The following is a 23907-nucleotide window of genomic DNA, read 5'->3' as shown; positions in this document are numbered from 1 at the left end:
GGGCGGGGGCGGGCACGATTGCCCCCGCCACGTTCGGGTCCGGTATCACCGGCAGCTGCGGTGAGTTCGGCCCCCGCCCCACCACCCGTTCCTGAAGGCGCCACAATGTGTACTTCAACGAGCCGATGAACTGGTTCCAGTTGTACCGGTGTGGTCCGTGCAGCCCGATGTCGCCGCCGAACCCGATGTCGGGTATCGATCCGAGCACCAGCCGGTCGGCGCTGCCGGCGCCGGCGACCGCGAAACCGGACGTCGACTTGATCAGCGGGGGAAGCATCCGGTTGAGGGGCAGCCAGCTGGTATCGGGGCTCACCGCAACGTCGTTGAAGGCGCCGGCGAGCGTGTTCAGGTCGCGGATCATGCTGCGGCCGCTGGTGTCGGTTCCCCCGATCGACGGGAACCTGGCCAGCAGCCGGGCGGTGTCACCGGCTTGGACGGCCAGGTTGGACAGTTCGGTGGTGTTGGCGGCCAGGGCGTCGGTGCCGGGGCCCGCGGCCGTGATCAGGTCGGTGATGGTGCGCTCTTTGGCGTCGATTTCGCCGGCGAGGCGCGTCATCTCGGTCATCGCGGTCGACATCTGCCCGGAGCGGGAGTCCAGCGTGCCCAGCAGCCGGTTCGACTTGCGGATCAGACCCGCCAGCGCCTGGCCCCGGTCACCGGTCGCCCGGCCGACTCCGTTGATGAGGTTGGTGAAGTTGCGCACCGCCCCGCCATTGACCAGCACGGCCGCCGAGCTCAGCAGCGACTCGACCGTCGCGGACGCCGCCGTAGACTGCAGGCCGATGGTGTCGCCGTCGTGCAACATGGCCGCGTTCGGTTGGGTCGCCGGGGGTGGCTGTAACGCCACGAACACGTCGCCCAATGGTGTGGCGGTGCGCAATTCGGCCCTACTGCCCGCAGGCAGTTGGACGCCCGCGCTGATGCGCAGCGTGGTCACCGCGGTGTAGTTGCGGGCGATCATGGACTCGACCTCGCCCACGTCGGCGCCGGCGAGCTTCACCTTGGCCTTCGTCGGCAGGTTGAGCGCGTTGGCGAAGATCGCGGTCAGCCGGTACCCCGCAGAACTCAAGCCGGGGGCCGGAAGGGGGACGCTGGCAAGCCCGTTCGTGGCGCATCCCGAGCTGAGGACCGCCGTGGCCGCGACGATCGCGACGATCGCGGGGGCGGGTTTGCGGCGTGCGGTCGTCATTTCTGCCCCATCGCCGCCATGCCGTCCAGCACGTAGGTGAGCCCGAAATCGGGTCCGAAGTCCTGCAGGGTCCCGGTGCTGCAGCCCAGTTGCCGCAGGCCCATCATGTTGCAGATCTCCTTGGCGTACTGGCCGTCGAACACGATCCTGTCGATGAGGGCGTGCCCGCGCAGGGAACCGTTGGCCTGGTCGATGGAGTTGTAGGCGTTGTCGGCCACCATCGGTGCCAGGTCGAGCAATTCGGCGAGCTCGCGCCGGTTGTCCGTCGCCGTCTTGGCCAGGGTGTTGCCGTTGAGAGTCGCCTGCCTGATGCTGTCGCGGTGGGCGTCGAGCAGATCGGCGGCCTGCTGGACCAGTTGGTCGAGCCTCTTTCCGGTGGTGCCCGTTCCGATCTCCTCGTCGTCGAGGACCTGGCTGGCCAGGTGGATGGTCGACGCGAACTGCCGCAGCTTGGCGTCGTTGGTGGCCGCCGCCTGCAGCAGCGAGCTGACATTCTTGATGATCGTGGTGATCTGCTCGCGGGTCTGCGCGCCGCCGTCGCTGCTCAGCCGCATCGCCTCGGACAGCTCGGCGAGTGCTTCTTTCATCTTCGCGCCGTTGCCGTCGACGACCGCCGCGCCGCTGTCGATCACGTCGGCCAGCGGGCCTCCGCCGTGGCCGTCGCCTTCGAGCGACTTGGTCACCCGGTCGAGAACGCTGAGGACCCTGCTGAATTCGACGGGCGTCTTGGTGCGGGTCAGGCCGATGGTGTCGTGGTTTTCCAGGACCGGCCCGCCCCGGTAGGGCGGGGTGAGCTCGATCTGGCGGTCGGTGAGGATGGACGTGGACACCGTGACGGCCTGCGCGTCGGCGGGGACCTTGACGTTGCGGTCGACGGTGAACTCCACCTCGACGTAGCCACCCCGCGGTCTGATCTTGGTGATCTTGCCCACCGGCATGCCGAGCACCGCCACCACGTTGCCCTCGTACAGGCCTGAGGCGCTGTCGAATTGGGCCGTCACGATGATCGGGTCCTGCCTGGCGCCGAAGTACCCCCACCCGACGCCGACCGTCGCGAGCACCGCGGCGACGGCGGCCGCGACAGCGACGACCCTGATCCTGACGCCGGTCTTGGCGGCTTTGCTCCTGTTCACTTGCAGTTCCCGTTCACTTACAGTCCTTGAAGTACGGGATCATCCCGAACTGCTTGGCGCGGCCGCTGATTGCGCACATCCACGAATCGATGAGCGCGCCACCGGACGCGGTGAAGTTGATGGCGTTCCCGTCCCCGCTCATGTTGGCGACCTGACGCAACATGACGGGGCTGACCTGCAGCATGTTGCGCAGCAGGTCGTCGTGCTGGGCGATGATGTCGGTCATGTCGCGCGTGTCTTTGATGAGCGAATCCAACTCCGGCCGGTCGTTGACGAGAATCTTGCTCATGATGTCGACCAGGCTCGTCAGGGACCGCATCATCGCGTGGAAAACGGCGCGCCGCGCGACGAATTGGCCCAGCAGGTCCTGCCCCTGGTTGATCAGGCTGCCGACGTTGGCCTGCTGACGGCGCAACGTGTTGGTGACCTGCTCGGTGCTCTTGAGCAGCTCGCCCAGCTGATCGCGCCGCCGGGCGATGATCGACGACAGGGTGTCGATGTTCGCCATGGCCTCGGGTATCACCGCGGGCATTTTTTCCAGCTGCTTGCCGAGCATGGCCAGCGACTGCGCGAACCTGTCCGAGTCGACCTGCTCGAAAGTGGTTGTGGCGTCCTTCAATGCGGCCTGCAGATCGTAGGGAACCGACGTGTGCGCCAAGTCGAAGGTGCCGCCCGGCAGCGAACCGGGACCGCCGGGTTCCACCGCGAGGTAGCGGGACCCTAGGATGGTGGCCACCTTGATCACGGCTTTCGACTGCCTGCCGAGCACCAGGTCGTCGCGGATCTTCAAACCCGCTTCGACGTGGTCGCCGGCGAGTTTCATGCTGCTGATCGTGCCGACCGGTATACCCGCTACGGTGATCGGATTCCCGACCCGCAGCGACGCCGCCTGCAGAAACTCCGCCGTGTAGTGCCGGTAGCCCATTCCGAGCATATGCACGGTCACCATGGTCCCGATCACCACCGCGACCACCGCGACGGCGATGAAGCCGAGCCACGTCGTGTTGTAGCTCTCCAGCGCGCGCTTGCGCCGAGTCAGGCGACGCAGCCAGGAAGTAATCACCGGGAAATCAGCCATTGTGTCTGCACTTCGGGGTGTGCATCGCCTTGTTCCCGGGCGTGGCGGCGTCGACGATGATCGGCACGACGTCGTTGAGGCCGGGGAAGAACCCGAACAGGTTCGCATCGCACGCGTAGCCGTTGCCGTAGGCGCCCTGGTTGCCCATCCGGGTGAGCCCCTTGAGCACCAGCGGAATGTTGTCGGCGAAGAAACCCACCTGGGGTTCGACGCCGAGCAGGTGCCGGACGAAACCGGGCTTGCGTTCCATCAGTTCGGCGAACGACGGGTAGACGTCCCTGGCCGACGTCGCCAGGCGGCCCGTCACCCGCGCCAGCGAACCCACCGCCGCCACCAGTTCCGGACGCCGCCCGTCGAGGGTGGACACCGTGTCGCGGGTCGCGGTGAGGATGCCGTCGAGGTCCGCGTTCTGCCGGGCGAGATTGCCCACCGCCTTGTTGAGAGTGGCGATCAGATCGCCGAGCTCCTGATCCCGTCCGGCGAACGTCTCTGTGAGCGTTGTGGTTTGGCTGACCAGCGCGGCAAGCGACGGGGTGTCGCCCTGCAATGACTCGATCAGCGCTTTGGTGAGATTGTCGGCGTCGCGCGGGTTCAACAGGCTGAACAGCGGCTCATAGCCGTTGAGCAGCGCGGTGACGTCGAAGGAGGGTTCGGTGCGTTCCGGCGGGATGACGCTGTCGGGTGCCAGCCGGCCGGGACTGCCTTCGGTGCCCAACGACAGCCCGAGGTAACGCTGACCGACGATGTTCTGGTAGGTCACCGAGGCGACGGTGTTACCGAACAGCGGCTGGCCGTCTTGCACGACGAACGAGACCTTCGCCAGTTTGCCGTCGAGGTCGATCTTTTGGACGCGGCCCACCCGCACCCCGGCCATGCGGACGTCGTCACCTTCGCGAAGCCCGTACACATCGGTGAAGACCGCCGAATACGACGTCGTCTTTCCGGCCACGTCGCGGCGCAGACTGACGTAGACCAGCCATGTGACGGTTATCGCGGCCACCATGAAGAGCGACAGGCCGATCAGCGGCGCGCGGAACTTCACTTCGGCCTCCCCGCCGCGGCCGCGCGGGCCCGCGGCACCGTCGTGCCGCGGGCGATCGGACCGAGCAGCAGCTCGGTGGCCACCGTCGCGGGCCGGCCGGTGATCGCGGTCAACAGGTTTCGCTCCTCCTGGCTGCCGACGGGCCCGACGTTGCCGCCGAACGACGACGGCGCAACCGATCCCGGCGTCGCGGCGTGCGGCGCATTGTCCGGATTGGCGGACCCCGGGACCGGCGGCGACGGTGTGACCCCCGCCGGCAGAGGCGGATTGGGGTCCTGCAGGTTGGGAGCCGCGTTGATCAGCGGCGGACCGACGGCGATCAGGTTGCCGTCGGGCCCGACGACGGTTCCCGGCGGCGGCGCGAGGTCCTTGGGCGGCTGATAGTTCTGCGGCAGCAGCACTTCCGGCAGGTCCGGCCGGACCGGGACCAGCGGCGCGGTGAAGCAGCTGGGCCCCTTGAGCTCGCCGTAATGCGGGCAGTCCGCACGCGTGTAGGAGTAGGAGGGGGTGAACGAGATGTTGACCCGCCCGTTGGCGAGTTCGCGGTCCGGCATCCAGACGTCGTCCATGAACCTGGTGGCCAGGTTGTCGATCTTGACGGCGGCCGGAAGGAAGACGTCGGCCTTCAGCGCCAGCACACCCAGCACGGGCGTGAAGTCGGTGGTGATGCGGACCAACTGGTCGACGTGGTCGTACAGCCACTGATGCGTGGTGCCCAGCGTGTGGTCGGTGCCCGAGAACATCGACTCCAGCTGTGCGCGCGTCTCGGCGAAGGTCTGCATCGGCTCGATGGCCCGGTGCAGCGCGTCGAAAAGATCCGGGGCCGTGGCCTCCAGCCCCCGGGTCGCGTCGACGAGCGCGGACAGCGTCGACGGACCCGTGTCGGTGGCGACCAGCGAATTGAGTTGGTCGATCAGGTGATCCAGCTTCTTGCCGGCGTCCACCAGGGCCACGCGGCGATGTTCGGTGGCCGCGGCGAGCGCGGCCATGATGCCCACGGACTTGTCTTCGCGGCCGCGGCCGGTCGCGGTGAGCAGGTTTCGCAGCTTGCCGATGGTGGTCTGAAACAGCACCGTCGGCAGGCGGGTGTCTTCGGGGATGTGGGCGCCGGGCCGGATGACGGGTCCCGGTCCGTTGCCCACCAGCTGAACCGACGACACCGCAAAGATGTTGCTGGGCACGACCCGAGCGGTGACCGATGCCGGGATCGACGTGGCGTAGCCGGGTTTGAGGTCGATCCGGACGTAGTTCGGCTTCCCGTACGCCGCGGGGACGACGCTGTCCACGGTGCCCACGAGCACACCGTGGTACTTCACGTCGGACTTCTCGGGCAAGCCGTCGCCGACGTTGACCAGGTCGGCGACGACCTTCACGTAGTCGTTGAGCCGGCCGGTCGACTTGAGCAACAGGGCCGCGGTGACCAGGCTCGCGACCACGAGGACCGCCACTCCGCAGCCGAGCAGCTGCCGGTCCGACGGGCCGCGCCCGTCCAGCTCAAAGGAATTCGGCATCCGCGATCACCTACCCGCCGAACCTCGCGCCGGAGTCGACGCCGTAAAGCGTCATGGTGAGCAGCATGTTCACCATGATGATCACGGTGATGCTGGCGCGCATGCCGTGTCCGGCCGCCACCCCCACACCCTCGGGACCCCCACTCGCGTAGAACCCGTAGTAGCACTGGATCGTGGACGCGATCCACACGAAGACGACGGCCTTGACCAGCGAATAGGCAATGTCCTTGCCGGCCAGCATCATCGAGAAGTAATGCAGATAGGAGCCCGTCGAACCGCCACCGCTGAGTCCCACCACCAGCTCGGTGCTCAGGTAGCCGATCGCCAGGCACGCCGCGTACAGGGGCACTATCGCGATGACCGAGGCGATCAGCCGGGTTGTCACCAGGAACGGGATCGGGCGGATGGCAAGCGATTCCATGGCGTCGATCTCTTCGGCGATGCGCATGGATCCCAGCTGGGCGGTGAACCGGCAGCCGCCCTGTATCGCAAACGCCATCGCGGCCATCAGCGGTGCCAGCTCGCGGGTGTTGACCAACGACGAGACGAAGCCGGTCGCGGGGCCGAGGCCGAGCAGTTCGAGAAAGTTGTAGCCCTCGATGCCGACGAGCGCACCGACGGTGACCCCCAGGACGACGGCCACACCGGCGGTGCCGCCACCGACCACCAGCGAGCCGTTGCCCCAGGTGATGTTCGACAGCAGTTTGAGGAATTCGGTGCGGTAGTGGCGTGCGGCGATCGGCACGGCGACCAGCGCCCGAATGAAGAAGACCAGCATGTGTCCCAGCCGGACGACTGGCATGGTGGACCGCCGATAGAGCCGGATGACGCGGCCCGTGATGGGCGCCAGCGGCGCGTAGGTGGAGCTCGTCACGTCACAGACCCGTTCTGGGCGAGAGCATGACGTAGAGCTGGCTGATGGCGACGTTGACGATCATCAGGACGAGGATCGCCTCGACCACTGCGGCGTTCACCGAGTTCGCGACCCCGGTCGGGCCGCCCTTGGTGGACAGGCCTTTCTGGCCTGACACCACGGCGACGATGGCGCCGAAGATGACCGCCTTCAGCAGCGCCAGGATCATGTCGCCGGGCGTCGCGAACGACGCGAACGTCGCCACGAAGCTGCCCGGCGCTCCGTTCTGGAAGTACACGTTGAACATGTAGCTGGCGAAGAATCCGACGAAGCACACGACTCCGGTGAGCGCGAAGCTGATCATGATGGCGGCGGCGAAGCGCGGTACGACGAGACGGCGGATGACCGATACGCCCATCACCTCCATGGCGTCGAGCTCTTCCCGCATGGTCCGCGAACCGAGGTCGGCGGTGATGGCCGACCCGACCGCCGCAGCCATGAGGATCGCGGCGACCATCGACGCGCCCTGACGGATGACCGCGAGACCGCTTGCCGCGCCCGCGAGCGAGGTGGCTCCGACCTGGCCTGCCAGCAAAGCGAACTGCACCGAGAGGGTGACGCTGATCGGCAGCGCCACCAGAACCGTCGGTAGGACCGCGGTGCCGGCCATGAAGGCGCCCTGCCGGACGAACTCGCGCCACGGGAAGCGCCCGGTGACCAGGTCGGCGCAGAAATATTGGATGGTGCGCACGCCGAGGACGAACTGCTCGCCGACGGTGGTCAGCGAGGCCAGCGGGTGACGTTTGACGTACCCGATGGTCCAGTCGCGGATGGCGTCGATGCCGTCGGTGCCGGTGCCGGTGCTGCCGCCGCCCCGGTCGTGATCGTCGAACCGAACGGGTTCGTGTCGGGGAGGCATCGCGGCGCGGTCGGCATCGCCGCCAGCAAACTTTATGTCAACGGTCATCCGCTACCAGCAACGAGTTCCATCGGCGCTCTCCCACGGCGAATTTCGTGATTTGTCGAGCAGAAGAAATCGGGTGGCGTGGAGCGAACCTTGTTTTAAGGTGCTGCCCATCGGGTTCCGCGATTCCGCAGCTCAATAAGCTTAGCGGTAACACGCTAACCCAGCTGACTAGCACTTTCAATAGCATTGTTGAACCCGTGTGTCATTGCCGTCGGGTGACGAACACCGCGGTCGGAACAGCGGATTGAACCCGGCGTGTCGGCAGGAAGCCAGCAAACACCGGAGATTGCGGGCACCGGCGTCGCGCTGAATAGATGTTACAGATGCGGCAGGTTGTGCACGGGTTTTCCGGCGAGGAAGTGCACGTCTGACCTGTGGGGTGAGTGACGGGGCTCGAACCCGCGACTTCCAGGATCACAACCTGGTGCTCTACCAGCTGAACTACACTCACCATGCCGCCGGGCCGGTCCCGTAGCGGGGCCAACGAACGGCGACGTCGATACTAGCCGGTTGGTGGCCCGGGGGCCGAATCGATTGGTTGCGGTGGGTCGTTTCTGCCCGCCAGCTGGGTGGCGACCGCCTCGATTTCGCTGGTGGAGGGCCCCGGCGGCGAGACGAAGGCGGTCCGGCGGTAGTACTGGAGCTCGCGGATGGACTCGTGGATGTCGGCCAGGGCCCGATGGGTGAGTCCCTTGGCCGGCTGGCCGAAGTAGATGCGTGGGTACCAGCGCCGGCAGAGCTCCTTGATCGAACTCACGTCGATCATCCGGTAGTGCAGGAACGAGTCCAGGGCGGGCATGTCGCGGGCGATGAAGGAGCGGTCGGTGGCGATGGAGTTGCCCGCCAGCGGCGCGCTCTTCGGTTGTCTGACGTGGTTGCCGATGTAGTCCATCACGATCGCCTCGGCGGCCGCCAGGTCGACGGTGGACGCTTTGACCTCGTCGGTGAGCCCGGAGCGCGAATGCATGTCGGCGACCACGTCGATCATCGCCGACAGCGCGGCGTCGTCGGCGTGGATCACGACGTCGACGCCATCGCCCAGGATGTTCAAGTCGGGGTCGGTGACCAGGACCGCTATCTCGATCAGCTTGTCCGAACCTAAGTCCAGGCCGGTCATCTCGCAGTCGATCCACACCAATTCGTCCACCACAGCGCTCAGCGTATGCGTACGCGAGCCATCGCTCCCGCGTCCCCCTGACAAGTAGGGTGAGTTTGCCGAGCGGGTGACGATCGGAAAGAGGGCGCAGCACATGGGTACCGAATCAGCGGCGACAGCCGCGCAACGGATCGCCGGCGGCTACGCCGTCGATGGCCGGGCGCTGGAACTGGGCAGCGTCGTCGTCGACGGCGTCGCCGACCCGTCCGCGCAGATTCGCATCCCGCTGGCCACGATCAACAGGCACGGCCTGGTAGCCGGGGCGACCGGAGCCGGCAAGACCAAGACGCTGCAACTGATCGCCGAGCAGCTCAGCGCCGCGGGCGTGGCCGTGCTGATGGCCGACGTGAAAGGCGACCTGTCGGGTTTGTCCCGACCGGGGGAGGCCAACGACAAGACTGCCGCGCGGGCGAAGGACACCGGCGACGACTGGGAGCCGGCGGCGTTCCCGGTGGAGTTTCTGTCGCTGGGAACCGGTGGCGTCGGCGTGCCGGTGCGGGCGACCGTTGCCGGTTTCGGTCCGGTCCTGCTGTCGAAAGTATTGGGGCTCAACGCGACCCAGGAGTCGACACTCGGGTTGATCTTTCATTGGGCCAAGCAGGCCGACCGTCCGCTCGTCACCCTGGACGATCTGCGCGGCGTGATCAGCCACCTGGCCGGCGACGAGGGCAAGGCCGACCTGAAAGACCTGGGCGGGGTCTCGTCGACGACGGCGGGAGTCATCCTGCGAACGTTGGTGAATCTCGCCGGCGACGGCGGTGACACCTTCTTCGGCGAGCCGAAGCTCGACCCGCACGACCTGCTGCGCGTCGACGACCAGGGTCAGGGAGTCATCTCGCTGCTGGAATTCGGCGGTCAATCGTTGCGCCCGGTCATCTTCTCCACCTTCCTGATGTGGCTGCTCGCCGAGTTGTTCGCCGGGCTGGACGAGGTCGGTGACGTGGACAAGCCCAAGCTGGTCTTCTTCTTCGACGAGGCGCACCTGCTGTTCAGCGACGCCTCCAAGGCCTTCCTCGGGCAGGTCGAACAAACCGTCAAGCTGATCCGCTCCAAGGGCGTGGGGGTGTTCTTCTGCACCCAGTTGCCCACGGACGTGCCCAACGACGTGCTGTCCCAGCTGGGCGCCCGCATCCAGCACGCGTTGCGGGCGTTCACCCCCGACGACCAGGAGGCGCTCAGCAAGACCGTCCGCACCTATCCCAAAACCGATGTCTACGACCTGGAGTCGGCGTTGACGTCGCTGGGGATCGGCGAGGCCGTCGTCACCGTGTTGTCGGAGCAGGGCGCACCCACGCCGGTGGCGTGGACACGCATGCGCGCACCCCGCTCGCTGATGGCCGCGATCGGCACCGATGCGATCGCCGCCGCGGCCAAATCCAGTCCGCTGCAGGCCAAGTACGGCAAGACCATCGAGCGCGAGCCGGAGCCGACACGCGAAGCGCCCCGCCCGGAGCAGCCGCGGGGCCGGTACGACCCCCTGCCCGGGGACGACATCGAGATTCCGCCGATGCCTGCCCCCTACGAGCCGAAAGGCCCCGCGACGTGGGAGGAGGTGCTGAAGAACCCGACCGTGAAGAGCGCCGTCAATACCGGCGTACGCGAGATCGTCCGCAACATCTTCGGCACCGGGGGGCGTCGCCGGAAGTAGCGCCCGGCGCCACTAGCCGCCGCCGAGTTTCTTGTAGAAGCTGCCGACGATGGGCGCGACGACGGCGCGCGGGGCGTACCCGCTGGCCACCGACATGGCTTTGGAGGTCAGGCCCGGCACGATGCGCATCTTGTTGCGTTGCAACGCATCCAGCGAGGCCTGGGCGGTGTGCTCGGTGGAGATCCACAGGAAGTCGGGGACCAGTCTTTCCACCAGCGAGGCCTCGGCGTCGTCGGGCAGATCGGTGCGCACCGGGCCCGGCGCCAGCAGTGTCACGTGCACACCGGAGCCGCGCAGTTCCCCGCGCAACGATTCGCTGAAGGTGTTCGCGAACGCCTTGGTGGCCGCGTACGTCGCGTTGTAGGGAATCGGCGAGTTGCCCGCCGCCGAGCCGGAGATCAAGATGCCGCCGGCCCTGCGCGCCACCATGCCGGGCAGCACGGCCAGCGTGAGGTCGTGCACCGCGACCGCATTAAGCTGGACCTGGGCCTTTTCGCCCGCAGGGTCGAGGTCCCTGACCGGACCGAAGGTCGCGGTGCCGGCGTTGGCGCACAGGATGGAGATGGGACGCGCGGCGAGTTCCTCGCACAGCTTCGCCCGATCCGCCGGGTCGGCCAGATCGGCGGGGCGCACGTCGACGGCGACCCGGTACCTGTCGGACAGGCGGGCGGCCAACTCGTTGAGCAGTTCCTCGCGTCGGGCGGTGATGATCAGGCTGTATCCGCGTGCCGCGAGTTCGGTGGCCAGCGCTGCACCGATGTTCTGCGAGGCTCCGGTGACGACCGCGCGCGCGTCGGGACTGGGGGCGGGTACCGGCATGCGCCAATGGTAAACAGGCAATGCGGCGGAGCCGGGCGCGGCGGGTCGCCTGGCCGTTCAATTGGCAGCGATCGCAAGCGCGGCGGAGCCGGGCGCGGCGGGTCGCCTGCCCGTTCAATTGGCAGCGATCGCAAGCGCGGCGGAGCCGGGCGCGGCGGGTCGCCTGCCCGTTCAATAGAGTCGCCGACATGAATCGACCGGGTTCGCGCTCGGGCGGGCCGCTGTGGTCTCGGGTGGCGGCGTGGGCGCTGTGGGACTGCGGTTCCCTCGGCATGAACGCCGTCGTGGCCACGTTCGTCTTCTCGGTCTATCTGACCGGCAGCGTCGGCTCGGGGCTGTCCGGTGGTACGTCGCCGGCGAGTTGGCTGGGGCGCGCGCTCGCAGCCTCGGGGGTGACCATCGCGGTGTTGGCGCCGCTCGTCGGCGTCTGGGTGCAAGCCCCGCACCGTCGGCGGGTGACGCTGACGGTCCTGAGCGGTCTCGCGGTGACGTCGACCAGCGCGATGTTCCTGATCCGCGACGATCCCCGCTATCTCTGGGCGGGGCTGGTGCTGCTGTCGGCCACGGCCGCGTGCGGTGATCTGGCCGGCGTTCCGTACAACGCCATGCTGCGTCAGATCTCGACGCCGCAGACGGTGGGGCGCATCTCCGGCCTGGGCGCGGCCGCAGGGTTCAGCGGCAGCGTGGTGCTGCTGCTGCTGGTCTATGCCGGTTTCATTTCCGGTACCGGCCCGGTGCGCGGGCTGCTCCACGTGCCGGTGCATGACGGGCTCTACGTCCGGGCGGCGATGCTGCTGACCGCGGCGTGGTTCGCGGTGCTGGCGCTGCCGCTGCTGTTCGTCGCCCACCGGCTGCCCGACTCCGGCGAGCCGGCCTCGCATCCGACGAGCATGCTGGGCGGTTATCGCAAGCTGTGGACGGAGGTGACCGCCGAATGGCGGCGCGACCGCAACATCGTCTACTTCCTGGGGGCCAGCGCGCTGTTCCGGGACGGGCTGGCGGCAGTGTTCGGCTTCGGCGCCGTGCTCGGCGTCAACGTCTACGGCCTCTCGCAGGCGGACGTGCTGGTGTTCGGGATGGCGGCCAGCGTGGTGGCCGCGGGGGGCTCGGTGGCCGGCGGGTTCGTCGACCACCGGATCGGATCCAAACCCGTCATCCTGGGATCGCTGACGGCGATCATCGTCGTGGCGCTCGCCCTGATGGCGTCGTCCGGTGCGCACGCCTTCTGGGTGTGCGGGTTGCTGCTGGCCCTGTTTGTCGGTCCGTCGCTGTCGTCGTCGCGCGCGCTGCTGCTGCACCTGTCCAAGCACGGCGGGGAAGGGGTCGCGTTCGGCCTGTACACGATGACGGGCAGGGCGGCGTCGTTCCTGGCGCCGTGGCTTTTCTCGATTTTCGTCGACGCCTTCGGCGCCGTCCGCGCCGGTCTCGGCGGCATCTCGCTGGTCTTGATCGCCGGCCTGCTGGGGATGCTGGCGGTGCGTGCGCCGCTGCGCCACGCCGTCCTCACCGAACCGGCGTAGCGGCGCTCAGCCCTTGGCCCCTCAGCCGGCCCTGGCATCGCAGATCGTCAGGCCCACCCCGACCCGTCGGCTGACCTGAACCCCGGCGACGGTGACCGTGCAGGTGACGTCGTAGCCGAAGTTCACGATCGTGACGTTCGCCGGGTGGGTGGGCGACTTGGCAAGGCTGACCTGTTTGCTCCACGGCAGCGCGACGTTGAACTCGGTCTGCAGGAGGCCGCCGGAGCCGATGTACATGATGCTGAGGGCGCGGCCCTCACCGGTGACGCTGTAGACGACGTCCTGCATGGCGGCCGGGGGGCCCGTCGTTTCGGACGGGGTTTCCGGCCCGAGGGTCGGCGGCACCGGTGCGGGACGGGGTGAACGCGGCGTGCGCGTCGGCGGCGTCGTGGTCGGCGTCGGGACCCACGTGCTCGGTGCGGGCATGGGCGGCAGCGGCGGCACGGCGGTCTGGGTCCGGATCGCGCCGTTGACCAGCACCAGCGCGACCACCAGGCCCACAACCAGCAGCACCGCCATCCCGGCGGTGACCCACAACCAGCGCGGCGTCTTCGGGCCATCCGGCGGCGGGGAAGCCATCCCTTCGGGCGGCACCTCGCCCGGCGGAGGCTGGTCGTACTGCCAGTAGGCGGGCAGACGTGTGGTCGGGTCGGCCTCGTTGAAGCCGGTGGTCCATGGGACATAGGGCCCGCCGTAGGTCGGCGCGAACGGCGCCTGGTCGGCGTAGGCCGGGTCGACGGGCGGCGGCTGCCAGCGACCCCGCGGATCGGTCGGCTCCGACCCCGGCTGAGGGGGACTGAACCGCTCGGGTCGACGTGGATCGTTCATGTCCACCTCATGGCTTGCAGGGTACCTGGGCCGAACCCCTGACCGGCTCTCACCGCCGGACGCGCGATTCAGGGGCACCGATTTCCCGCCGTGAGCGCGGCGACGGTCATGGCGCGCATGACGGCGCGCGAGCGCGCCGCGCGCCCGGGCTTGCTGCGCGAGTTGTCGGGGGACTTCATGGCATGCGGGGTCGAGTTCAGCAGTCCGAACACCGCGTGGGCCGCCAGCCGGGCATCGGCTTCGGCCAGCTCGGGACTGAGTTCGCGCAGCACCCCGACCCAGACCTCCACGTACTGGCGCTGGGCCTTGCGGACCTGCTTTTCGGCCGCCTCGGGCAGGTGCGCGAGGTCACGGTCCTGGATGCGGATCAGGTCGGGTTCCCCGAACGCGAAGTCCAGGTGAAAGTCGATGAGGCCGTCGAGGGCCGCCGCGGCGTCGGCGTTGCGGGCCCGCACGTCCCGGGCTCCGGCGAGTAATCGGGCGCTGATGCCCACCAGCAGCTCGACCAGCATCGACTCCTTGTTGGGGAAGTGCCGATAGATGGCCGGACCGCTGACACCGGCGGCGGCGCCGATGTCTTCGAGCCGGACCGCCAGGAAGCCGCGTTCGGCGAACAGCCGTTCGGCGGCCGCCAAGAGTTGCAGGCGCCGGTCGGACTTCAACCGGCTGCGGCGATTTGGTGCCTCGGGATGACCGGCCTGGCCTTCCGGAGCGGACGCGGTCACGACGGACCTCCCGTGCAGAACTCGACCGTTCGGTTAATCGTCGCTAACGTAGCACGAGTCGGTGGCAGTCGACGTCGGCGAGCGGCTAGGTTGGTAGCCAAACCAGCCGGAGGGACCGTGGCAGCCGCAGGAGCCGCACACTTCGATCCGCTGTCCTTTGATCGCGGCCCGAGCGAGCCCGCGCTGCTCGATGTGACGATCGGCGCGAACCTCGCGGACACCGCCCACACGTATGGGGCTCGCGAGGCCCTCGTCGACATCGCGGCCGGGCGGCGGTGGAGCTACGCCGAACTGCGGGCGGCGGTGCGCGGCTTGGCGACCGGGCTGCTGGGCGCCGGTGTGGGTGCGGGCGATCGGGTCGGCATCTGGGCGCCGAACCGGTGGGAGTGGGTGCTCGTCCAATACGCCACCGCCGAGATCGGCGCGATCCTGGTGACCGTCAACCCCGCCTACCGCACCCGCGAATTGGAGTATGCGCTAAGGCAATCGGGGGTCGCGCTGGTGATCGCGGCGCCGCGTCACAAGACCAGCGACTACGCCGCGATGCTCGCCGACGTGGCCCCGCGCTGCCCGGCGCTGCGCGAGGTCGTGTTGTTGGAGAGCCGGCGGTGGGAGGAGCTGTCGGGCGCCCCGGCCGACCCCGTCGCGCTCGCCCACCGAGCGGCCGAGCTCGACGGCAGCGACCCGATCAACATCCAATACACTTCCGGCACAACGGGTTACCCGAAGGCCGCGACGCTGACTCACCGCAACATCCTCAACAACGGTTATCTGGTCGGCGAGCTGCTCGAGTACACCGCCCGGGACCGGATCTGCGTCCCGGTGCCCTTCTATCACTGCTTCGGGATGGTGTTGGGCAACCTGGCCGCCACCAGTCACGGCGCCTGCATCGTGATCCCCGCGCCCGGCTTCGAGCCGGCCGCCACGTTGCGCGCGGTGCAGGCCGAGCGGTGCACCAGCCTGTACGGCGTGCCGACGATGTTCATCGCCGAACTGGGCTTGCCGGACTTCGCCGGCTACGAGCTGGGCAGCCTGCGCACCGGGATCATGGCCGGTTCCCCATGCCCGGTCGAGGTGATGAGCAGGGTGATCGAGCGCATGCACATGCCGGGCATCTCGATCTGTTACGGCATGACCGAAACCTCGCCGGTGTCCACGCAGACGCGCATGGACGATTCGCTGGAGCGCCGCGTCGGCACCGTCGGCCGGGTCGGTCCGCATCTGGAGGCCAAGGTGGTGAATCCGGTGACCGGCCAGATCGTGCCCCGGGGCGTCGCGGGGGAGTTCTGCACGCGCGGCTATTCGGTGATGGCCGGCTACTGGGACGACCCGGAGCGGACCGCCGAGGTCGTCGACACCGGCGGCTGGATGCACACCGGGGACCTGGCCGTCATGGACGACTCCGGCTACGTCCGGATCACGGGCCGCATCAACGACATCGTCGTTCGGGGCGGCGAAAACATCTCCCCGCGCGAGATCGAGGAGTTCCTCTACACCCATCCCGACATCCTCGACGGCCATGTCATCGGGGTTCCCGACGCCCGGTACGGCGAGGAGCTCATGGCGGTGGTCATGCTGCGCCCCGGATCGCGGGAGCTGACGAGCGACGCCCTGCGCGAATTCTGCGCGGCCGGCCTCGCGCACTTCAAGATCCCGCGGTATCTGTGGATCGTCGACGAATTCCCGCTGACAGTGACGGGCAAGGTCCGCAAGAACGAGATCCGGCAGCAAGCGATCGAATACCTCCGCGGCCGCGGCTGAGCGGGCACTGCCTGCCTGGACGGACGGTGGGCGCGGTGGTATTCTCAGCCCAGTTAATCAGCATTAACTGAACCGTCGCGAACACCCGAAAGGCGAGGAGACCCTGCGCTCATGGACAAAGTGGTGGCCAGCGCCGCGGAGGCGGTCGCGGACATCGCCGACGGATCGTCGCTGGCCGTCGGGGGATTCGGGGTCTGTGGCATACCCGACGCGCTGATCGCCGCGCTGGTCGACAGCGGGGTCACCGACCTCGAGACGGTGTCGAACAACTGCGGCATCGACGGTGTCGGGCTCGGTTTGCTTCTGCAGCACAAGAGGATTCGGCGGACCACCGCTTCCTATGTGGGCGAGAACAAAGAGTTCGCCCGCCAGTTCCTCTGCGGCGAACTCGAGGTGGAGCTCAATCCGCAGGGTACGTTGGCCGAGCGGCTGCGCGCCGGGGGCATGGGAATCCCGGCGTTCTACACGCCCGCCGGAGTCGGCACCCAGGTCGCCGCCGGCGGATTGCCGTGGCGCTACGACGCCTCGGGAGAGGTGGTGGTCGTGTCGCCCGCCAAGGAAACCCGTGACTTCGACGGTGTGACCTACGTTCTCGAGCGGGCCATCCGCACCGACTTCGCGCTGGTGCACGCCTGGAAGGGTGACCGGCACGGCAACCTGGTGTACCGCGAGGCGGCCGCCAACTTCAACGCCGACTGCGCCGGGGCCGGCCGGATCACCATCGCCCAGGTCGAACACCTCGTCGAGCCCGGCGAGATCGATCCCGCGGCGGTGCACACCCCGGGGGTCTTCGTGCAGCGGGTGGTGCACGTGCCCAATCCGGCGAAGCTGATCGAGAGGGAGACGGTGCGATGAGGTGGGGGCACCTCCCGCTTGCGGGGGAGAGGGGCACCAGATGAGCTGGAGCAGGGACGGCATGGCTGCCCGCGTGGCGGCGGAATTCGAAGACGGGCAGTACGTCAACCTCGGCATCGGGATGCCCACGTTGATCCCCAACCACGTGCCCGCGGGGGTCCACGTGGTCCTGCATTCGGAGAACGGCATCCTCGGCGTGGGCCCCTACCCGACGCGCGAGCAACTCGACCCCGACCTGATCAACGCGGGCAAGGAGACGGTCACCACCCTGCCCGGGGCGGCGTTCTTCTCGTCGTCCACCTCGTTCGGCATCATCCGCGGCGGACACCTCGACGTCGCGGTGCTGGGGGCGATGCAGGTCTCGGCCACCGGCGACCTGGCCAACTGGACGATTCCGGGCAAGATGGTCAAGGGCATGGGCGGGGCCATGGACCTCGTGCACGGCGCCCGCAAGGTGATCGTGATGATGGAGCACGCCGCCAAGGACGGCAGCCCGAAGATCCTGGAGCGCTGCACGCTGCCGCTGACCGGTGTCGGGTGCGTGAACCGCATCGTCACCGAACTCGCGGTCATCGACGTCGGCGACGACGGCCTGCACCTGGTCGAGACCGCCCCCGATGTGTCGGTCGACGAGGTCATCGCCAAGACCCAACCGCCCCTTGTGATCCCAGCGAGCGCGCGGTGACCGCCACGATGACCGCACCCTCGTTCGCCGACGAGCACCGGCGGCTCGTCGCCGAGCTCAACGCCAAGCTGGCGGCGGCGGCCCTCGGTGGCAACGAGCGTGCGCGGCAACGCCACGTCAGCCGCGGCAAGCTGTTGCCCCGCGAACGCGTCGACCGTCTGCTCGATCCGGGCACCCCGTTCCTGGAGCTGACCCCGCTGGCCGCCCACGGAATGTACGACGACGAGTCCCCGGGGGCGGGGATCATCACCGGGGTCGGCCGGGTGTCCGGGCGCGAATGCGTGATCGTCGCCAACGACGCGACGGTCAAGGGCGGCACGTACTACCCGATGACGGTCAAGAAGCACCTGCGCGCGCAGGAAGTCGCGCTGCACAACCGGCTGCCGTGCATCTATCTGGTCGACTCGGGAGGGGCGTTCCTGCCGCGCCAGGACGAGGTGTTCCCCGACCGCGAGCATTTCGGCCGGATCTTCTACAACCAGGCCACCATGAGCGCCAAGGGCATTCCCCAGGTGGCCGCGGTGCTGGGTTCCTGCACCGCGGGCGGCGCCTACGTGCCGGCGATGAGCGACGAGGCCGTCATCGTCCGCGAGCAGGGCACGATTTTTCTCGGCGGACCGCCGCTGGTGAAGGCCGCCACGGGCGAGATCGTCTCGGCCGAGGAGCTCGGCGGGGGCGACCTGCACTCGCGGGTCTCCGGTGTCACCGATCACCTCGCCGACGACGACGAGCACGCGCTGCGGATCGTCCGCGACATCGCGGCCACGTTCGGCCCGCGCGAGCCGGCCCAGTGGGAGGTCCGTGCGCCGGTCGAGCCCGAACACGCACAGACCGAGCTCTACGACGTCGTGCCGCCCGACCCGCGGGTGCCCTACGACGTCCACGAGGTCATCGTCCGGCTGGTCGACGGCAGCCACTACAGCGAGTTCAAGGCCAAGTACGGCAAGACCCTGGTGACCGCCTTCGCGCGCATCCACGGCCACCCGATAGGGATCGTCGCCAACAACGGCGTGCTGTTCGGCGAATCCGCTTTGAAGGGCGCGCATTTCATCGAGCTGTGCGACAAGCGCAGCATCCCGCTGTTGTTTCTGCAGAACATCGCCGGGTTCATGGTCGGCCGCGACTACGAGGCCGGCGGGATCGCCAAGCACGGCGCCAAGATGGTCACCGCCGTGGCCTGTGCCCGGGTGCCCAAGCTGACCGTCGTGATCGGCGGATCCTACGGCGCGGGCAACTATTCGATGTGCGGCCGGGCGTATTCGCCCCGCTTCCTGTGGATGTGGCCCAACGCGCGCATCTCGGTGATGGGCGGAGAGCAGGCCGCCTCGGTGCTGGCGACCGTGCGCGGCGAACAACTCGCCGCGTCGGGCACGCCGTGGTCGGCCGACGAGGAGGAGGCTTTCAAGGCGCCCATCCGCGAGCAGTACGAGGGCCAGGGCAACCCGTACTACTCCACGGCCCGGCTGTGGGATGACGGCATCATCGACCCGGCGGATACCAGACTGATTGTGGGGCTTGCCCTTTCGTTGTGCGCGCACGCACCGCTGGAACCCGTCTCCTACGGCGTCTTCCGGATGTGATGACGGACGTGATGAGGATGTTCGACACCGTGTTGGTGGCCAACCGCGGCGAGATCGCCGTCCGGGTGATCCGGACCCTGCGCCGGCTGGGCATCCGCTCGGTCGCCGTCTACAGCGACGCCGACGCCGGGGCGCGGCACGTGCTCGAGGCCGACGAAGCGGTCCGGCTGGGGCCCGCCCCGGCGCGCGAGAGCTACCTCGACATCGCCAGGGTGCTCGACGCGGCGGCACGCACCGCAGCCCGGGCGATCCACCCCGGCTACGGGTTTCTCTCCGAGAACGCCGATTTCGCCGCCGCCTGCGAACGCGCCGGAGTGGTGTTCCTGGGGCCGCCGGCCCGGGCGATCGAGGTGATGGGCGACAAGATCACCGCCAAGAACACCGTCGCCGCCTTCGACGTGCCGGTGGTCCCCGGTGTGGCCAGGCCCGGCCTGAGCGACGACGAGTTGGTCGCGGCCGCCGCGGAGATCGGCTACCCGGTGCTGGTCAAGCCGTCCGCGGGCGGCGGCGGCAAGGGCATGCGGCTGGTCGACGAGCCGGCCCGGCTGCGCGACGCGCTGGTGAGCGCACGCCGGGAGGCCGCCTCCTCGTTCGGCGACGACACGTTGTTCTTGGAGCGCTTCGTGCTGCGGCCCCGCCACATCGAGGTCCAGGTGCTCGCCGACACCCACGGCAACGTCGTCCACCTCGGCGAGCGGGAGTGCAGCCTGCAGCGGCGTCACCAGAAGGTCATCGAGGAGGCGCCCTCGCCGCTGCTCGACCCGCGGACGCGGGCCCGCATCGGGGCGGCGGCGTGCAACACCGCCCGCAGCGTCGACTACGTGGGTGCGGGCACCGTCGAGTTCATCGTCTCGGCCGAACGCCCCGACGAGTTCTTCTTCATGGAGATGAACACCCGTCTGCAGGTGGAACATCCGGTCACCGAGGCGGTGACCGGCCTGGACCTCGTCGAGTGGCAGCTGCGGGTGGCCGCCGGTGAGAAGCTGGCGTTCGCCCAGGACGACATCGAGCTGCGCGGCCACGCGATCGAGGCCCGGGTCTACGCCGAGGACCCGGCCCGGGGCTTCCTGCCGACCGGAGGCCGCGTGCTGCAGGTTTTCGAACCGTCCGGTGCCGGTGTGCGGGTGGACTCCTCGCTGCTGGCCGGCACCGTGGTCGGCAGCGACTACGACCCGATGTTGAGCAAGGTGATCGCCTACGGCGAGGACCGCGACGCGGCGCTGGTGGTCCTCGACCGGGCGTTGGCGCGGACGGCCGTCCTGGGCGTGCAGACCAACGTCGAATTCTTGCGGTTCCTGCTGGCCGACGACCGGGTGCGCGCCGGCGATCTCGACACCGCGCTGCTCGACGCGCGGGTGGCCCAGTTCGCGCCGCTGCCCGCCCCCGACGACGTGCTCGCCGCCGGGGGCCTCTATCGCCAGAGCCGCTTGGCCGAACGCGCATCGGGTGACCTGTGGGCGGCGCCGACCGGATGGCGCGTCGGCGGGTACCCGGCGCCGGTCCGCACCGAGATGCACACCGCGCTGCGCACCGAGACGGTGTCGGTGTGGGGGCCGCCGGACTCCGCCTCGGTGCGGCTGGGTGATCGCGAGACCTGCTCTGCAAGAATTGAACTCGGGGACACTCGGATGTTCGTGACCCTGGATGGGCTACGCCGGGAGTACCGGTGGGCCGAGGCCGGGCGGCACCTGTGGATCGCCGACGAGCGTGGCGCCTGGCAGCTGCGCGAGGCCGAGGAACACAGGATTCACCGCACGGCCACGGCGCGGCAGGCCGAGGTCCTCAGCCCGATGCCCGGCAGCGTGATCGCCGTCCAGGTCGACTCCGGCGCCGAGGTCGCCGAGGGCGACGTGGTGGTGGTCGTCGAGGCGATGAAGATGGAACATTCGCTGCCCGCGCCGGTTTCGGGACGGGTCGAGGTGCTGGTGTCCGTCGGCGACCAGGTCAAAGTCGATCAGGTGCTGGCGCGGATCAAGGATCGGGAATCATGACGCTATCCAAGGAATACGAAGACCTGCGGGCGACGGTGGCCGACTTCGCGCGGACCGTGGTCGCGCCCGTGTCGGCCCAACACGATGAGGAGCACAGCTTCCCGTACGAGGTCGTCGCCCAGATGGGCGAGATGGGGCTGTTCGGACTGCCGTTCCCCGAGGAGTACGGCGGCATGGGCGGCGACTACTTCGCCCTGTCGCTGGCCCTCGAGGAGCTCGGCAAGGTCGACCAGTCGGTGGCGATCACGCTCGAAGCGGGGGTCAGCCTCGGCGCGATGCCGATCTACCGGTTCGGGTCCGAAGAGCAGAAGCAACGGTGGCTGCCGGACCTGACGGCCGGCCGGGCGCTGGCTGGCTTCGGCCTGACCGAGCCGGGGGCGGGTTCGGACGCGGGCGCCACCCGCACCACCGCCCGGCTCGACGTCGGGGAGTGGGTCATCAACGGCAACAAGCAGTTCATCACCAACTCGGGCACCGACATCACCTCGCTGGTCACCGTCACCGCGGTCACCGGGGCCCTCGATGGCGGCAAGAAAGAGATCTCGACGATCGTCGTGCCGAGCGGTACAACCGGATTCACCGTCGAGCCGGTCTACAACAAGGTGGGCTGGAACGCGTCGGACACCCACCCGCTGACGTTCGCCGACGCCCGGGTTCCGGAGGAGAACCTGCTGGGCGCCCGCGGCACCGGCTACGCGAACTTCCTGTCCATCCTGGACGAGGGGCGCATCGCCATCGCCGCCCTGGCCACCGGCGCGGCGCAGGGCTGCGTCGACGAGAGCGTCAAGTACGCCAACGAGCGCCAGTCGTTCGGGCAGCCGATCGGCTCCTATCAGGCGATCAGCTTCAAGATCGCGCGGATGGAGGCGCGTGCCCACGTGGCGCGGACGGCGTATTACGACGCGGCCGCGAAGATGTTGGCCGGCAAGCCCTTCAAGAAGGAGGCGGCGATCGCCAAGATGATCGCGTCGGAGGCGGCGATGGACAATGCCCGCGACGCCACCCAGATCCACGGCGGGTACGGCTTCATGAACGAGTATCCGGTGGCGCGGCACTACCGCGACAGCAAGATCCTCGAGATCGGGGAGGGCACCACCGAGGTGCAACTGATGCTCATCGCGCGATCGCTGGGCCTGTCATGAGCGACAAGACGATTGTCCAGCGCGGCTTGTGGTTCGAGGAGTTCGAGATCGGCACCACCTACCTGCACCGGCCCGGCCGCACGGTGACCGAGGCCGACAACGTGCTGTTCACCACGCTGACGATGAACACCCAGTCGCTGCACCTGGATGCCGCCTGGGCGGCCGAGCAGCCGGGCTTCCGGGGCGAGCGGCTGGTGAACTCGATGTTCACGCTCTCGACGTTGGTCGGTCTGTCGGTGTCTCAGCTGACGTTGGGCACCATCGTCGCCAATCTCGGCTTCTCCGAGGTGTCGTTCCCCAAGCCGGTCTTCCACGGCGACACGCTGTACGCCGAAACCGTGTGTACCGGAAAGCGGGAATCCAAAAGCCGTTCCGGGGAGGGCATCGTCACCCTCGAGCACACCGGGCGCAATCAGCACGGCGACGTCGTCGCGCGGGCGGTGCGCACCACGCTCGTGCAGAAACGGCCCGAGGAAGCTCGATGAACCTGCGCGCCGCCGGGCCGGCATGGTTGTTCTGCCCGGCCGACCGCCCCGAGCGTTTCGCGAAGGCCGCGGCCGCCGCCGACGTGGTGATCCTCGATCTCGAGGACGGCGTGGCCCAAGCGGATAAAGCCGCCGCCCGCAAGGCATTGCGGGACACACCGCTGGACCCCGAGCGCACCGTGGTCCGGATCAACGCGGCCGGCACCGACGAGCACGCCCTGGACCTCGACGCCCTGGCCGAAACCGGCTACGGCACGGTGATGCTGTCCAAGACCGAATCGGCGGCGCAGGTGACCGCGTTGGCGCCGCGCGATGTGGTCGCGCTGATCGAGACGCCGCGCGGCGCGGTGTTCGCCGCCGAGATCGCCGCGGCCGACGGCGCCGTCGCGCTGATGTGGGGCGCGGAGGATCTGGTGGCCGCCCTCGGCGGCAGTTCGAGCCGGCGGGCCGACGGCGGGTACCGGGACTTCGCGCGGCATGTCCGGTCGACGACGCTGCTTGCGGCGTCCGCGTTCGACCGGATCGCTTTGGACGCCGTGCATTTGAACATCCGCGACATCGAAGGGTTGCGTGCGGAGGCCGACGACGCCGTGGCAGTCGGTTTCGACGGGACGGTCTGCATCCACCCAAGCCAGGTCGCCGTCGTACGTGAGGCCTACCGCCCCGACGAGGAGAAGATCGACTGGGCGCGAAGGGTTTTGGCCGCGGCGAAGAGCGAGCGCGGGGTGTTCGCATTCGAAGGGCAGATGGTCGACTCTCCGGTGCTCAAGCACGCGGCGACGATGCTGCGGCGGGCGGGCGAGGCTGCCATGGGCTAACTGCCGGAATCACTTCCGTCGTCGTCTTCGTCGTCGTGGTTGTCGCGCAGCAGTTTTTCGGGGTGCCAGTAGGTGTTGGTGCGGGGTTGGCCGCGTTGTAGGTGTGGGGGTGGGATCCATT

21 protein-coding genes, 1 tRNA gene and 1 pseudogene are annotated in these 23907 nt (G+C 68.6%); 10 read left to right on the top strand and 13 right to left on the bottom strand.

Annotated elements, in window-relative coordinates; all coding sequences use genetic code 11:
• The 9 genes from FPZ47_RS18695 to orn all read right to left on the bottom strand — a co-directional run.
• The coding region (locus FPZ47_RS18695) for an MlaD family protein (protein WP_145039534.1) at positions 1 to 1189 on the bottom strand (1189 nt) is incomplete at its 3' end.
• Positions 1186 to 2322, bottom strand: a complete 1137-nt coding sequence (locus FPZ47_RS18690; protein ID WP_144947636.1) for an MCE family protein — start codon at positions 2320 to 2322, stop codon at positions 1186 to 1188. The genes FPZ47_RS18690 and FPZ47_RS18695, both read right to left, overlap by 4 nt.
• A gap of 13 nt (positions 2323 to 2335) precedes the next feature.
• On the bottom strand, positions 2336 to 3400 hold the full coding sequence (locus FPZ47_RS18685) for an MCE family protein (RefSeq protein ID WP_144947638.1): 1065 nt from the start codon (positions 3398 to 3400) through the stop codon (positions 2336 to 2338).
• On the bottom strand, positions 3393 to 4442 hold the full coding sequence (locus FPZ47_RS18680; protein WP_144947641.1) for an MlaD family protein: 1050 nt from the start codon (positions 4440 to 4442) through the stop codon (positions 3393 to 3395). The genes FPZ47_RS18685 and FPZ47_RS18680 overlap by 8 nt, the downstream gene beginning before the upstream one ends.
• On the bottom strand, positions 4439 to 5953 hold the full coding sequence (locus tag FPZ47_RS18675; RefSeq protein ID WP_144947643.1) for an MlaD family protein: 1515 nt from the start codon (positions 5951 to 5953) through the stop codon (positions 4439 to 4441). The genes FPZ47_RS18680 and FPZ47_RS18675 overlap by 4 nt, the downstream gene beginning before the upstream one ends.
• 10 nt (positions 5954 to 5963) lie before the next feature.
• The gene (locus FPZ47_RS18670) at positions 5964 to 6827 is read right to left on the bottom strand and encodes an ABC transporter permease (RefSeq protein WP_144947646.1); all 864 of its coding nucleotides are present in this window, start codon (positions 6825 to 6827) and stop codon (positions 5964 to 5966) included.
• Between the two features lies 1 nt (position 6828).
• Positions 6829 to 7725, bottom strand: coding sequence for an MlaE family ABC transporter permease (locus FPZ47_RS18665; RefSeq protein ID WP_144947699.1), 897 nt, complete (start codon positions 7723 to 7725; stop codon positions 6829 to 6831).
• Positions 7726 to 8148: 423 nt separating this feature from the next.
• Positions 8149 to 8224, bottom strand: a tRNA-His gene (locus FPZ47_RS18660).
• Positions 8225 to 8275: 51 nt separating this feature from the next.
• The gene (orn, locus tag FPZ47_RS18655; RefSeq protein WP_144947648.1) at positions 8276 to 8923 is read right to left on the bottom strand and encodes an oligoribonuclease; all 648 of its coding nucleotides are present in this window, start codon (positions 8921 to 8923) and stop codon (positions 8276 to 8278) included.
• A gap of 100 nt (positions 8924 to 9023) precedes the next feature.
• Here orn and FPZ47_RS18650 point away from each other — a divergent pair, with 100 nt between their 5' ends.
• Positions 9024 to 10577 carry a helicase HerA-like domain-containing protein gene (locus FPZ47_RS18650; protein WP_144947702.1) on the top strand — a complete coding sequence of 518 codons (1554 nt, stop codon included), beginning with the start codon at positions 9024 to 9026 and terminating at the stop codon, positions 10575 to 10577.
• Between the two features lie 12 nt (positions 10578 to 10589).
• Here FPZ47_RS18650 and cmrA read toward each other — a convergent pair whose 3' ends face one another.
• Positions 10590 to 11396, bottom strand: a complete 807-nt coding sequence (gene cmrA, locus FPZ47_RS18645; protein ID WP_144947650.1) for a mycolate reductase — start codon at positions 11394 to 11396, stop codon at positions 10590 to 10592.
• Between the two features lie 188 nt (positions 11397 to 11584).
• Here cmrA and FPZ47_RS18640 point away from each other — a divergent pair, with 188 nt between their 5' ends.
• A complete protein-coding gene (locus FPZ47_RS18640; RefSeq protein ID WP_144947653.1) occupies positions 11585 to 12916 on the top strand; it encodes an MFS transporter in 1332 nt (443 codons plus the stop codon).
• 21 nt (positions 12917 to 12937) lie between these two features.
• Here FPZ47_RS18640 and FPZ47_RS18635 read toward each other — a convergent pair whose 3' ends face one another.
• Together FPZ47_RS18635 and FPZ47_RS18630 are read right to left on the bottom strand one after the other, a co-directional pair.
• A complete protein-coding gene (locus FPZ47_RS18635) occupies positions 12938 to 13744 on the bottom strand; it encodes a hypothetical protein (protein ID WP_144947656.1) in 807 nt (268 codons plus the stop codon).
• Between the two features lie 68 nt (positions 13745 to 13812).
• The gene (locus tag FPZ47_RS18630) at positions 13813 to 14469 is read right to left on the bottom strand and encodes an SACE_7040 family transcriptional regulator (RefSeq protein WP_144947658.1); all 657 of its coding nucleotides are present in this window, start codon (positions 14467 to 14469) and stop codon (positions 13813 to 13815) included.
• Between the two features lie 117 nt (positions 14470 to 14586).
• Here FPZ47_RS18630 and FPZ47_RS18625 point away from each other — a divergent pair, with 117 nt between their 5' ends.
• From FPZ47_RS18625 to FPZ47_RS18590, 8 genes are all read left to right on the top strand, one after another.
• Positions 14587 to 16230, top strand: coding sequence for an AMP-binding protein (locus FPZ47_RS18625; protein ID WP_246133246.1), 1644 nt, complete (start codon positions 14587 to 14589; stop codon positions 16228 to 16230).
• 111 nt (positions 16231 to 16341) lie between these two features.
• On the top strand, positions 16342 to 17085 hold the full coding sequence (locus FPZ47_RS18620; RefSeq protein ID WP_144947663.1) for a CoA transferase subunit A: 744 nt from the start codon (positions 16342 to 16344) through the stop codon (positions 17083 to 17085).
• 40 nt (positions 17086 to 17125) lie between these two features.
• Positions 17126 to 17770: a CoA transferase subunit B gene (locus tag FPZ47_RS18615; protein ID WP_144947666.1), complete on the top strand. Its 645-nt coding sequence runs from the start codon at positions 17126 to 17128 to the stop codon at positions 17768 to 17770.
• A gap of 8 nt (positions 17771 to 17778) precedes the next feature.
• The gene (locus FPZ47_RS18610) at positions 17779 to 19350 is read left to right on the top strand and encodes a carboxyl transferase domain-containing protein (RefSeq protein WP_144947705.1); all 1572 of its coding nucleotides are present in this window, start codon (positions 17779 to 17781) and stop codon (positions 19348 to 19350) included.
• Positions 19351 to 19367: 17 nt separating this feature from the next.
• Positions 19368 to 21341 (top strand): acetyl/propionyl/methylcrotonyl-CoA carboxylase subunit alpha, encoded by a 1974-nt coding sequence (locus FPZ47_RS18605; RefSeq protein ID WP_144947708.1) that lies wholly within the window; start codon positions 19368 to 19370, stop codon positions 21339 to 21341.
• Complete coding sequence (locus FPZ47_RS18600; RefSeq protein ID WP_144947669.1) at positions 21338 to 22483, top strand: acyl-CoA dehydrogenase family protein; 1146 nt, start codon at positions 21338 to 21340, stop codon at positions 22481 to 22483. The genes FPZ47_RS18605 and FPZ47_RS18600 overlap by 4 nt, the downstream gene beginning before the upstream one ends.
• Positions 22480 to 22968 (top strand): MaoC family dehydratase, encoded by a 489-nt coding sequence (locus FPZ47_RS18595; RefSeq protein ID WP_144947671.1) that lies wholly within the window; start codon positions 22480 to 22482, stop codon positions 22966 to 22968. The genes FPZ47_RS18600 and FPZ47_RS18595 overlap by 4 nt, the downstream gene beginning before the upstream one ends.
• Positions 22965 to 23786 carry an HpcH/HpaI aldolase/citrate lyase family protein gene (locus FPZ47_RS18590; protein WP_144947674.1) on the top strand — a complete coding sequence of 274 codons (822 nt, stop codon included), beginning with the start codon at positions 22965 to 22967 and terminating at the stop codon, positions 23784 to 23786. Before FPZ47_RS18595 ends, FPZ47_RS18590 begins: the two co-directional genes overlap by 4 nt.
• On the opposite strand, the pseudogene FPZ47_RS30695 reads toward FPZ47_RS18590, so the two are convergent.
• A pseudogene (locus tag FPZ47_RS30695) lies at positions 23783 to 23907 on the bottom strand (hypothetical protein); the annotation flags it as partial. The gene FPZ47_RS18590 and the pseudogene FPZ47_RS30695 overlap by 4 nt on opposite strands.

Origin of the sequence: Mycobacterium helveticum (assembly GCF_007714205.1) — a bacterium.
Classification (GTDB): domain Bacteria; phylum Actinomycetota; class Actinomycetes; order Mycobacteriales; family Mycobacteriaceae; genus Mycobacterium; species Mycobacterium helveticum.
The sequence above is the reverse complement of the archived record's forward strand: the minus strand, read 5'-3'. Positions and strand labels throughout refer to the sequence as shown.